Below are 11,981 nucleotides of genomic sequence, written 5' to 3' on the forward strand. Positions count from 1 at the left end.
GCGCCGTGGCCGTGGCGGCGGCCGGCGCGGGCGCGGCGGGCGTGACGGCGGGGGCGCCCGCGCAGCCGGCGAGCAGGAGCAGGGAGGCCAGGGCCGCGGTGCGGCGAAGAGTGCGGGTCACCGGTACTCCTCCACTCGGGTCGAGACGCCTCGCCAGGACAGCACCGCGGCGAGCAGCCCGGCGACCAGCATGAGCCAGCCGACCAGGACCGCGGACCCGCCCGAGCCGGACAGGGCGTCGTGGGTCTGCGTCGCGCTCGCCTCGAGGCTGGAGGACGCGGCGGTCGAGAACGTCTCGAACACGTCGTTCGGGTCTCCGGGGGCCGGGCTGATCGCGAGCGCCACCGCGCCGTCCCAGTTGCCGCCGTCGTCGAGCGCCCGGATCTTCTGGTGCGCGGCGACCCAGTCGTCGAGCAGCGGCACCAGGGTGGTGTCGACCGTCGGCCGCGAGAGCAGGGTGCGGGCCTGGTCCGTCTCGGCGACGAACTGCTCCTCGTAGGCCTGCCCGGACCCCCGCTTGATCAGCGTGAACGACTCCATGGACTTGGCGTCGTTGGCCAGCGAGTACGCGCGGGACACCGACACCGTGGCGTCGTACGGCCCGTGCCGGGCGTCGCCCGCCCGTGCGGCGGTCGACCCGAGGACGAACGCTCCCCCGATGCTCGCGGCGAGCGCGAGGACGGTGGACCAGAACAGGCCGGCGTTGAGGCGTCGGTGCGTGCGCCGGGCCATCCAGACCTGCACGACGACGAGCGCCGCCAGCGCCAGGATGCCGAGCGCCAGCAGCCACGGCACCTCGCCGACCGAGTCGAACGAGGCGTCCACCCGGTCGCTGTTGGCGTCGACGAGGTCGTCGAGGTTCGGCAGGACGTCCGTGCGCAGGACCGTGGACGCCTGGTCCAGGTACGCGGCGCCGACCGGGAAGCCCTGCCGGTTGTTGGCCCGAGCCTGCTCGACCAGCCCGGTGTACGTGGTGAGCCCCGCGGTCGCCTTGCCCAGCAGCTCGGCGTCCGCCTCGTTCGAGCCGGCCAGCTGCGCCAGCCCGTGCGCGGCGGAGGCGATCGCGGCGTCGTACCGGGCGCGCTGCTCGGGCGGCTCCAGGCCGCCGACGAGGAACGCGTTCGTCGCGGTGGCGTCGGCGACGACCAGGTCGTTGCGGACGTCCTGGATGCCGACCAGCTGCGTGGTGTCGGCGTCCGCGGCGGCGAGCGCGTCGGACTGCGCCAGCCCGGCGCGCAGGCCGAGCACCCCGACGGCCAGGGAGGCGACGACCGCGATCACGCCCGCGACGCGCATCCTGCCCGGCGTGCGGCTCAGCGCGGCCCGCACGCCCGTCCGGCGGGCCGGGGCGGGGGCGGGCGCCGGGGCGGGAGGGACCGACGGCGGGGCGATGGTCTGCGTCACGCGGACTCCTCGATCTGATCAGCCGGTTCGGGCTCGGGCACCAGGTCCTGCGGGAGGAGCAGCCGGAGCTCGTCCACCGTCGGATGCTCAACGTCCCGCAGGCGCCACGCGTGCCGGGTGATCGCCTGGTCCAGCACGTTGCGGGCGTAGCGGCCGTTCCCGAACCCCTCGTCGCGGATCTGCAGGGACGCCAGCTCCTCGAACCGCGCCAGGCACTCGGGGGTCGGTTCGAAGTCGGCCTTGGCGGCCGTGCGGGCGAAGATCTCGCGCAGCTCGGCGTCGGTGTAGTCGTCGAACTCGACGGTCGTGGAGAAGCGGCTCTCCAGCCCCGGGTTCGTTTCCAGGAAGGTCGCCATCGGTCCGGGGTAGCCCGCGACGATCACCACGAGGTCGTCGCGGTGGTCCTCCATGTCCTTGACCAGCGTGTTCACGGCCTCGGCGCCGTACTGGTCCTCGGCCAGCCCGTACGCCTCGTCGACGAACAGCACGCCGCCCAGCGCGGTGGCGACGACCTCGGACGTCTTCACGGCGGTCTGCCCGAGGTACCCGGCGACCAGCTCGGAGCGGTCCACCTCGACCAGGTGTCCCGTGCTCAGCAGGCCGAGGGCCTTGTAGATGGCGGCGACCAGCCGCGCGACCGTCGTCTTGCCCGTGCCGGGGTTGCCGAGGAAGACCAGGTGGCGCGTGAGCGTCGGCGTCGTGAGACCCGCCTCGGTCCGGAGCCGTTCCACGCGGAGCAGCTGGGTCTGCTGGCGGATCTCGCTCTTGACGCGCGCGAGGCCGACCAGCGCGTCGAGCTCGGCGAGCAGCTCGTCGAGGGACTTCGCGGGGACCGGCTCCGGGACCCCGTCGGGCTTCCAGGATCGCGGCCCGGGGGGCGTTGCGTCCTTCGGTGGCGCGCCGTCGCCCGGCGGCGTCACGGGAAGGGCGAGGTCCGGCAGCTCGACGTCGGGCACGGGCACCGCGCTCCTCGGGCCGCCGACCGCGGCGAGCTGCACCGCGGCGGTCGAGGACGCCCGTGCGATCACGTCGATCTCCGCGGGACCCAGGTCGCAGGCCGCCGACACGACGCCGGCGAGCGCGGCGGCGTAGGCCCCGGCGGCCGGCGACCCGGTCGCCACCAGCTGCGCGAGCAGGTCCGTCGGCGCGGACCGCCACCGCCGCGCGCTGGACGCGGCCGAGAAGAACGCGCCGTAGGTCGCGCCGGGCGAGCCGACGACGGTCAGCCACGCGGCTGCCGCGCCGGGGACGGACTCGGCGACGGCGGCGGCGAGCCGGGCGCCCTCGTCGCGGACCGCGGCGTCCTCCAGGCCGGCCGCGGCGCCGGCCCGCGCGAGGGCGTCGAGTGCGGAGGGCAGCGCGGAGGACGGGGTCACGGGAGCTCCCTCTGCGGGGTGTCGAGGCCGACCTCGGGGGCGAGGGCGAGGGAGGACTCGCCGAACTTCTCGGCGAGGAACTGCCCGTGCGCCACGAGCGCGTTGGCGTCCTCGCGCGAGACCGCGTCGGAGATCTTGTCCAGGGTCACGCCGAGCAGGTCGAGCTGGTCGCAGAGCACCATGAGCGACGTCTTGCCCTTCGACACCACCCGCCGGTCCGCGAAGTCCCGGGGCAGGCGCAGGTAGCCGCCGACGGCCTCGGGCAGGTAGCTCGTGGCGGTCGCGACGACCGTGTGCGCCTGCCTGCTGCCGGCGCCCAGCCGGTCCAGCCGCGGCGCCATCTCCTCCACCGTGCGGGTGATCCGGTTCACCCGGGCCGTCACCGCGCCCGGGACCTTGCCGACGATCTGCTGCTCCACCTGGTGGGCGGACGCGAGGATGTCGGCCGTCGTCGGGGCAGGCGGCGGCGCGGGGAGCTCGGGCTCCTGACGCCGCCCCCTCAGGCGAGCGAACCAGCTCATCGTGTCGCGCCTACCCGGCCCTCGTCGCTCAGCTCGTGCCGAGGTCCAGCGAGCCGCCGGCGACCTCCGTGGTCTCCGCGCGCTTCACGCGGTCGAGGTAGCTCTTGGCCTTGGTGGTCTCCGTCTCGAGCACGCCGATCGTCGTCGCCATCGAGTCGAGCGCCTTGACCTTGAACGTGTCGATCGAGTCCATCGTCGCGTAGATGTCCGCGAACGCCTGCTGCAGCTGGGGCAGCCCGACCGTGGCGCTGGCCGCCTGCTCCTGGATGCCCACCGACTGCTCCTTGAGCATCTTGGCGGTCGACGCGATGAGCCCGGACGTCGTGGTGTTCAGCGCCGTGATCTGGTCCAGCACGAGCTTCTGGTTGTTCAGCGCCTGGGCCACCGTGACGGCCGTGCGCAGGGCCGAGACCGTGGTGGTCGTCGCGCGGTCCACGCCCTTGATGAGCTCGAGGTTGTTCTTGATGATGATGTCGATCGCCAGGTAGCCCTGGATCGAGACGGCCAGCTGCGTGAGCAGGTCCTGGTGCTTCTGGCGGACGTAGAACAGCACGTCCTCGCGCAGGGCCTTGGCGCGCGCGCGGTCGGTCGCGTCCAACTCGGCGATCGTCGTCGACAAGCGCGTGTCCAGCGACTCCGCGACGTAGATGTACTGGTGGAGGCGGGCCATGGTGTCCCAGAGGTGCTGCTTCTCCAGGTTGAGCGCCGCGTTGTCCTTCCGCAGCTCGTCCTGCCCGTTGTAGAGCGCGCGCACGATCGCGTCGATCTGCTTCTGCGAGCTCTCGTACTTGCGGAAGTAGTCGGTCATCGAGTCGCCGAACGGGATCAGCCCGAGCAGCTTCTTGCCGATGGTGGCCTCGCTGGGGTCCAGACCCTCGACCGTCTTGCGCAGGTCCAGCAGGGACTTGCTGACCTGCGACGTGCCCGAGACCCCGCCCTCGCGCAGCTCTTTCACCGGCGCCTGGAGCAGGCGGTTCGACGTCTCGGCGGCGGCGCGGATGTCCGAGTCGCCCATCAGCCGGATGTCGTCGGCCTTGCGCGCCAGCTCCGGGGACCCGAGCTGCGCGGCCATGAGCCCGTCGACGTACGCCGAGACCTTCGCGTCGAGCCCCGGCAGGGCGGCCTCCGGGATCTGCGGAGCCATCGCGGAGGCGGCCGTCGTGGCCACCGGGGACACCGGCGCGGGCGCCTCCAGCGCGAACACGGACTGCGGCGCAGGGGGCTGGAGCGGGGCTGCCTCGGTCATCGTCGTCCTTCACGTCCAGGTCGTCGCAGCGGCCCTGCAACCGGCGCCGTGCAATGGGCTGCGAACGGTCAATGAATGGTCAAGCGAATGGTCAAGCGTCCTGTTGCGGACAGTAGCACGGGGGGCCGTTCCGACCCGGGGACCAACCGATCTCTGCCACGCTCCGTTCTTCAGGTGAGAGCGGACGCGCCGGCGCCCGACCAGATCAGGCGGGGGGCCGATGAGCGCGCGGTGGGAGGGCTTGCTGGCCCAGCTGGTCCAGGAACGGTGGTCGGCGCTGCTCGCCCGCGCGACGCTGCTCGCGGCGACCCCGGGCGAGGCGGAGGACCTGGTGCAGGACGCGCTCGTGGCCACGTTCTCGAGCCGCGCGCGGTTCACCACCCTGGCCCAGGCCGAGACGTACGTGCGGCGGGCCATCGCCACCCGCTCCATCGACCGGGCGCGGACGGCCGCCAGCGAGCGCCGCGCCGCCGACCGGGTGGCCGGCCAGCCGGAGGCTCCGGTCGAGACCGTGCTCCCCGGGCTCGAGAGGGACGTCCTCGCGGCGCTCGCCCGGCTCACCCCCCGCCAGCGCGCCTGCGTCGTGCTCCGGCACCTGGAGGACCTGTCCGTCGCCCAGACGGCCGAGCAGCTCGGCCTGAGCCAGGGCGCGGTCAAGCGGTACACGTCCGACGCCGCCACGGCGATGCAGCGCTGGCTCGGTGCCACCACCGACCCCGAGGCCGACGAGCGCCCGACGGTCCGGCTGGTCGACGGCACCGGCACGTCGAGAGGAGACCGGTCGTGAGCGACCTCGGACACCTGCTGGCCGACACGGAGGCCGCCGTCGAGCGCGGACGGTCCGGTGCCGTCCCGACCGCCTCCTCGCTGGCCGGGACGGTGCGGCGCGTGCGGCGCCGGCGGGCTGTCCGGCACTCCGCGCAGAGCGTCGCCGGCGTCGCGCTGGTCGGCGTGCTGGGCGCGACGGCCTGGTTCGGCGCGCACCGGGCCGACCAGGCGCCGGTCCCGGCGTCCAGCCCGACCGAGAGCCAGCCGGCCCCGAGCCCGACACCGACGGCGTCGTCCGCCCCGACGTCGGCCGCGATCCCGCCCGTGCACGTCGGCGAGCCGCTCCCACTGCCGGCCGGCCTGGTCGAGGGCAGCTCCGCCGGGTGGATGCTCGTCCCCGACAACCAGACCCGCGTCGGGACGGACCCGTACGACGCCCCCGCCGACGCCTATCGGAACCGGCTCCTGCTGATCTCCCCCGCCGGCGAGCGGAGCCCGCTGCTCGAGACCAGCGTCCGCCGGGGGCTCTTCGTGTTCCGGTGGACCGCGGGCCAGACACTCGTCGTCGCCAGCACCACGGACTACACCACGGAGAAGCCGACCGACGTCGCCGGCCTGCTCGACCTGCGCACGGGCGACCTCGAGCCGTGGCCGGACCTCCCACCGAGCGCCCTGTGGATCGGCGGCACGGACGACGGGACGACCGTGTGGGCGGCACCGCAGTGGGACTTCACGGACCTCCCCGCGGGGGCGGTCCCGATGCCCCGGAACGTCCTGTCGGCCCAGAACCGCATGGCCGGCTACCCCGACACGATGTTCCACCTGCTCGTCCGCGACGCCGACGGGACGCAGCGCGACCTCGGCACCATCGACGACTCCCTGTACGAGACGTCACTGAGCCCGGACGGCGGCTGGGTCACGGCCACCGGTCCGGACGGCCGGCTGCTGCTGGTCGACCTCCGGTCCGGCACGCCCACCCCGGTCTCGACCGTCCCCACCGACCGGCCCTGCGCGATCGGCGGCTGGTCCGGCCCGCACGAGCTCCTGCTCTCCTGCGGCACCCCGGCCGAGCTGCTCGCGCTCGACGCCACCCGCCCCTCGGCGACCCCGCGCCTGCTCGCGACGTCGGACCACCCGGTCATCGACGCGACGCCGCTGCCGGACGGCCGCGTCGGGCTGGGCCTGGTGGTCCAGGGGCCGCCGTGCGACGGCGGCGCGGACCCCGGCGTGCTCGCCGACGGCGTGGTCTCGCCGCTCACCACCCAGTGGGGTCCCGACGACCACTCGTACTGGCTGCAGTTCGGCGGCGGCACGGTGGTCACCGACCTCAACGACTGCTACGTCGGTCAAGGCAAGGCGGGGCGCCAGCGCACGGTCAGCACGGACCTCACGACGGGCGCGGTCACCGAGCTCTTCACGCTCGAGGGCGAGCCGACCGACGACGGATGGGAGCACAGTCTGGGCGGTGTTGTCGTGGGTCGGTGATGTGACATGTCGGACGCACCCGGTCCTTCCGGGCGCCGGGGCGGTCGGGCGATCATCGACGGACGAGCGCTCCGTCCCGCCCCCTGGAGGACCCATGCTGCCGTCCGAGATCCGCACCAGCACCGTCCACGTCGGCCCGTTCCTCGACGACGTCGGGGCGCCCTGGTCCGGCACCGTCACCGTCGAGTCGTCGACGCCGCGCGTCTGGGACGCCACCGCCGCGATGATCACGCCCCGGCCCGCCGTCGTCGCGCTCGACGCGGACGGCCGCGCCGCGATCCCCCTGGCCACCACCGACCAGCCCGGGTTCAGCGACGGCGCCGGAAGCCCGGTCACGGGCTGGACGTACACGCTGACGCTCGAGCTCGCCGGCGCGTCACGCGTGAGCCGGACCTTCGACCTGCCGGCGAGCAGCGGCCCGGACGTCAGGGTCACGCTGCCGACGAACGCGCCCGCTCCTGCGCGGCCCCGCGGCCTGACCCGTCGCGACGCCTTCCGCGCCGGCGCCGTCGCGCTGGTCACGGGCGGTGCGGTCGCGGCGTCCGCCCAGCCCGCCGCGGCCGCCGCCCCGAACCTGCGGGGCGGCCTCGTGCTGCCGGCGGCGACCACAGTGTTCGACGACGACCTGCAGGTGGGCACCACCGCGAACCCGTCGACCCTGCTGGTGAAGTCGTCGCCGGCCGGCGGCGTCAGTGGCGGCCCGACCATCTTCGACTCGACCGGCCGGATCGTGCTGGAGACGTACCAGCCGCACTTCGGCTCGTTCGGGGAGTCCGTCCGGGTGCAGCTCAAGGACGCCCGAGCCAAGGGGATGCTCACGTACCAGGGGAACTGGACGACGCCGCACTACCCGGGCGGCGACTACACGTGGCTGGCGACGCACCCGACCAAGCCGGTGACCATCGCGTGGATCGGCGCGCACTTCCTCAACAACGACGACCCGAGCTCCCTGGAGAAGAACCTCTGGCACGGGCACATCAACTTCGAGGTCCCCGACGCCAAGGGCGCCCTGCGCACCCGGTTCGAGATCAAGCTGGTGGACCCGGTGACCGGCAAGATCGGCACCGACCGCTCGGCCGTCCGCACCAACATGGCCGACTTCGAGCTCCAGGTCGGCACGGCGGACGAGCAGCTGCGCATCGTCGGGTCGGACAGCCACCCCAAGGACCTGGTGTTCGCCACGGAGGTGGGCGCCAAGCAGCCCCGGTGGACCCTGCGGGCGACCAAGACCGACGCCAACCTCGAGCTCCGCCGCTACAAGGCCGGCAACGCCTACCAGGACTCCCCGCTCGCCCTCGACCGGCAGACCGGGCTGGTCTCGGTCGGCGGCGCGGCGGGCACGTCCGCCGGCCTCAAGGTCACGCAGTCCGGCGGCGTCGGGATCACCGTGACGCCGCTGGCCCCTGGCGGGCAGGGCATCCTCGTCGCCGGCACGGACCCGACCGCCCGGGTGATCCAGGGCGAGGTCACCGGCGACGCCCAGCGGCGGTTCGTCGCCCTGGTCGACGGCACCCTGCAGTGGGGCACCGGCGCGGCGGACCGCGACACGCTCCTCTACCGCCGGGCCCCCAACCAGCTGGGCACCGACGGCGGGATGTTCCTGCGCAGCAGCGGCACGCCCGACACCGCGCCCACGGGCGGCGTGCTCTTCGTCGCGGACGGCGCCCTCAAGTACCGCGGGTCGGCCGGCACGGTGACCACGCTCGCCGCGGCCTAGGAGAGGATCGGCACATGAACAGCGACGAGAGGGCCTCCCTCGAGGAACGACTGCAGCGCCTGGGGATCGCCCAGGACGTGCAGCGGCTCATGGCCGCCGGCATCGGCAAGCTGCCCGTCAAGGACACGACGAAGGACTCGCTGACCTCCCGGAGCGCCACCGCGGTCGTCGTCGTCGGCGAGACGGGCGTCGCGCTCACCAAGGGTGCCGTCGAGGCCGGCAAGGGCGCGGCGACGGCCGGCGCCGACGCGTTCCAGCGCAGCAAGCAGGAGCACGTGTCCGGGCACCCGGTCCCGCCAGTCGACGACGTGACGACGCGGCTCGAGCGACTCAGCCGGCTGCACGCCGACGGTCACCTGGACGACGACGAGTACCGCGACGCCAAGGCCAAGGTCATCGCGGGGAGCTAGCGGGGCTCCTCGTCCTCGGGCCGCACCTCGGCGCCCGTCAGCGGGTCCACGGCCGTCGCCCCCCGCGGGAGGTTCGACAGGTCGGGGGCGATGACGATGCCGGGCAGACCGGAGTCGGGGAGGCGGAACATGGGCTCGTCGGCGGCGTTGGCCCCGACGAGAACGAGGTCGTGCGAGCCGGCGCGCGGCAGCGTCTCGCCCTTGAAGAAGGCGGGCGCGCGCAGCCGCCAGACCACCATGAGCACCGCGCCGATGAGGATCGCGACGACGCCGACCACCGCGACGGCCCCGATCCCGAAGATGGTGACGTTGTCGCCCTTGTCGTCCTGCAGCCAGTCGACCGCCGCGAACGACTGCAGCGCGTACACGAACGCGACCAGCAGGATCAGGCCGCCCAGCGACGGCAGGACGCCCTGCATGAAGAAGTCGCGCGGCTTGTGGTGCAGCGTCCGCCGGTAGAACCAGGAGCACGCGAACCCGGTGAGCCCGTAGTAGAAGGCGATCATCAGGCCGACGGACCCGATCAGCGCGGACAGCAGGCTCGGGCTGATCAGCGTGAAGATCGCGTAGAAGAGCATGGACGCCAGGCCCATCGCGATCGTCGAGACGCCCGGGGTCAGGTACTTGGGGTGGATCTTCGCGAACGCCGCGGGGACCGCCTTGTACGCCGCCATCGACAGGGTGGTGCGGGCCGTCGGCAGGATCGTCGTCTGGGTCGACGCGGACGCCGAGGTGAGGATCGACGCCGACAGCAGCAGGAGTCCGATGTGGCCGAGGGCGGAGTCGCCGAACAGCGCCGGCCCGATCGCCGCGAACACGTCGTCGGCGTTGTCGGGGTTGCCCAGGCCGATGCCCGTGGTTCCCACACCGGCGAACGCGACGGCGGCCGTCGAGACGAGGACGTACGTGACCAGCAGGAGCAGGGTCGACAGGATCGCCGCACGCCCCGGCGTCCTCGACGGGTCGTCGGACTCCTCGTTGACCGAGACCGCCGTGTCCCAGCCCCAGTAGATGAAGACGGCCGTGAGCAGCGCGGGCGCGATGACGTCGGCGATGCTCAGCCCGCCGGGCCAGAACCAGTCCCAGGTCGGGATCAGGGAGTACGACTCCCCGTTGCCGGAGTAGACCTTGCCCAGCGCGACCACCGAGAACATGATCAGGACGACGACCTCGATGGCCAGCAGGACGTACTGGATGCGCGCCGAGACCTCGATGCCGCGGTAGCAGATGTAGGTCATGATCGCGATCCACAGCAGGCCGGCGACCGTGGTCCACAGCGTGCTCGACGCGAGGTCGCCGACGGACTCCCAGCCCAGGTCACCGACGAACGTGAACGAGTACGCGCCCGCGATCTGCGCGAGGTTCGCCATGACGATGACGTCGGCGGCGATGATCCCCCACCCGCCGAGCCAGCCCGTGACCGGCCCGAAGGCCCGCGCGGCCCACGTGAAAGTGGTGCCGCAGTCCGGCTCGGCGCGGTTCAGCTCCTGGTAGGCGACCGCGATCAGGTACATCGGGACGAACGCGAGCAGGATGATCGCCGGCGCCTTGACGCCCGCGAGGATCGCCCCGCCGCCCGCGACGACGAAGCCGAGGCTCGCGGCCAGGCTGTACGCGGGGGCGGTGGACGCGGTGCCGACGACGACGCTCGACACCAGGCCGAGCGCACCGCCCTTGAGTCCCTTGCCGCTCTCGGGGAACCCGAGGGGCGCGGCGTCGGTGGAGGGAGCAGTCAACGGAACCTCGCAGCGGATGAGGCCCGAGCCCCCGTTGCATCGGGCAGTGACTACCTACCGGATTCGTTGCGGCATGGCGTTGGGGAGCAGATCTCGCTCGTCAGTTGCGCGTACAGCAATCGAAACCGTAGACCTGCCGTCGCCGCGCGGGAAGGGTCCCGGGTCGTTTCCGTCGGGTCAGCGCCTGGGCCACGTCCACGGCGGTTCCTCCAGCGGTCCGCGGCCCTCGACGGTGGTGGCCGCGCCGGTCTTGGTCAGCCCGACGGTCGTCGCACCCGCCGCCCGTAGGGCACGCACGAGGTCGCCCGAGTGGGTCACCACGAGCACCTGCGAGCGCTCGGAGGCCGACGCGACCAGCGCGCCGACGGCCGCCATGAGGCTCGGGTGCAGGCTGGACTCGGGCTCGTTCAGCACCAGGAGGTCCGGCGCGCGGGTGGCCAGGCACGCCGCGGCGAGCAGCAGGTAGGTCAGGGTCCCGTCGGAGAGCTCCGCGGCGGACAACGGTCGTCGCAGGCCGGGCTGGGTCATGGCGACCCGGCACGCACCGTCGTCGTCCTCGTCGACCATCACCCGGGCGCCCGGGAACGCCGCGTCGACAGATGCCTGCAGCGCGTCGTCGTCGCCCATCAGGCCGATGGTCAGCAGGGCGGCGGCGAGGTCGTCGCCGGCGGGCGACAGCACGGGCGTGAACGTCGCGACGCCGGGGCGGCGGGCGGGTGCGTCGACGTCGGTGCGCAGGTGGTCGTAGAACCGCCAGCGCCGGGCCTGCTCGCGCAGCGCGAACAGGTCGGGGGTCGCGGTCGGGTCGGCCAGCACGGCCATCACCGACTCGTGCTGGGCGACCGACAGGGGCGCGTCGCGCCAGGACCCGTCGTCGTCGCGGCTGCGCACCCGCGTGCCGATGCGCTCGGTGAGGACGGTGGACGGCCGCAGCACCGGCCCCGCCCAGACCACCTCGGACTTGATCTCCGGGTCGAGCCGGAACGCACCCATCTGGGGCAGGCCGAGGTCGATCGCGTAGGACAGGTCCTCGGTGGCGACGCCGAGCCGCACGGCCACCGGTCCCTTCGGGCGCGGGCCTGCGTGGATGGCCGAGCGCATGCCTCCCTCGCGGGCCAGGGAGCTGATCGCGCCGTCGCGCACGATGTCCGCCAGCAGGCGGAGCACCCGGTACACGCTGGTCTTGCCGCTGCCGTTCGCGCCGGTCACCACCGTGAGCCGGTCGAGCTCGAGGACGAGCCGGTCCAGGCTCCGGTAGCGCTCGACGGCCAGCGTCCGGATCATGCGGCGACCCTAGCGAGAGCGTGTGTCGGACGCT

10 protein-coding genes are annotated in these 11,981 nt (G+C 73.4%); 4 read left to right on the plus strand and 6 right to left on the minus strand.

Features of this window, described 5'->3' with window-relative positions:
• Positions 1-117: 117 nt before the first annotated feature.
• Genes AC1DWH_RS15600 through AC1DWH_RS15615 form a run of 4 tightly spaced genes read right to left on the minus strand, consistent with a single transcriptional unit; the run spans position 118 to position 4,547 of the window.
• Positions 118-1,404, minus strand: coding sequence for a hypothetical protein (locus AC1DWH_RS15600; RefSeq protein WP_477094442.1), 1,287 nt, complete (start codon positions 1,402-1,404; stop codon positions 118-120).
• Positions 1,401-2,780, minus strand: coding sequence for an AAA family ATPase (locus AC1DWH_RS15605; protein ID WP_477094443.1), 1,380 nt, complete (start codon positions 2,778-2,780; stop codon positions 1,401-1,403). The genes AC1DWH_RS15600 and AC1DWH_RS15605 overlap by 4 nt, the downstream gene beginning before the upstream one ends.
• A complete protein-coding gene (locus AC1DWH_RS15610) occupies positions 2,777-3,301 on the minus strand; it encodes a hypothetical protein (protein ID WP_477094444.1) in 525 nt (174 codons plus the stop codon). Before AC1DWH_RS15610 ends, AC1DWH_RS15605 begins: the two co-directional genes overlap by 4 nt.
• A gap of 28 nt (positions 3,302-3,329) precedes the next feature.
• A complete protein-coding gene (locus AC1DWH_RS15615) occupies positions 3,330-4,547 on the minus strand; it encodes a toxic anion resistance protein (protein ID WP_477094445.1) in 1,218 nt (405 codons plus the stop codon).
• Positions 4,548-4,767: 220 nt separating this feature from the next.
• On the opposite strand from AC1DWH_RS15615, the gene AC1DWH_RS15620 reads away from it, so the two are divergent.
• The 4 genes from AC1DWH_RS15620 to AC1DWH_RS15635 all read left to right on the plus strand — a co-directional run bounded on the left by AC1DWH_RS15620 (position 4,768) and on the right by AC1DWH_RS15635 (position 8,927).
• Entirely contained in the window at positions 4,768-5,334 is a 567-nt protein-coding gene (locus tag AC1DWH_RS15620; RefSeq protein ID WP_477094446.1) for a sigma-70 family RNA polymerase sigma factor, read from the plus strand.
• Positions 5,331-6,800 carry a hypothetical protein gene (locus tag AC1DWH_RS15625; protein WP_477094447.1) on the plus strand — a complete coding sequence of 490 codons (1,470 nt, stop codon included), beginning with the start codon at positions 5,331-5,333 and terminating at the stop codon, positions 6,798-6,800. Before AC1DWH_RS15620 ends, AC1DWH_RS15625 begins: the two co-directional genes overlap by 4 nt.
• 94 nt (positions 6,801-6,894) lie before the next feature.
• A complete protein-coding gene (locus AC1DWH_RS15630; protein ID WP_477094448.1) occupies positions 6,895-8,517 on the plus strand; it encodes a hypothetical protein in 1,623 nt (540 codons plus the stop codon).
• A 14-nt stretch (positions 8,518-8,531) separates the two neighbouring features.
• On the plus strand, positions 8,532-8,927 hold the full coding sequence (locus AC1DWH_RS15635; protein WP_477094449.1) for an SHOCT domain-containing protein: 396 nt from the start codon (positions 8,532-8,534) through the stop codon (positions 8,925-8,927).
• Here the strand turns inward: AC1DWH_RS15635 and AC1DWH_RS15640 are convergent.
• Both AC1DWH_RS15640 and AC1DWH_RS15645 read right to left on the minus strand, forming a co-directional pair.
• Positions 8,924-10,663, minus strand: coding sequence for an APC family permease (locus AC1DWH_RS15640; RefSeq protein ID WP_477094450.1), 1,740 nt, complete (start codon positions 10,661-10,663; stop codon positions 8,924-8,926). The two genes, AC1DWH_RS15635 and AC1DWH_RS15640, sit on opposite strands and share 4 nt — an antisense overlap.
• A 177-nt stretch (positions 10,664-10,840) precedes the next feature.
• A complete protein-coding gene (locus AC1DWH_RS15645; RefSeq protein ID WP_477094451.1) occupies positions 10,841-11,947 on the minus strand; it encodes an AAA family ATPase in 1,107 nt (368 codons plus the stop codon).
• Between the last annotated feature and the right edge of the window lie 34 nt (positions 11,948-11,981).

Source organism: Cellulomonas sp. P2_F12 (assembly GCF_056403775.1).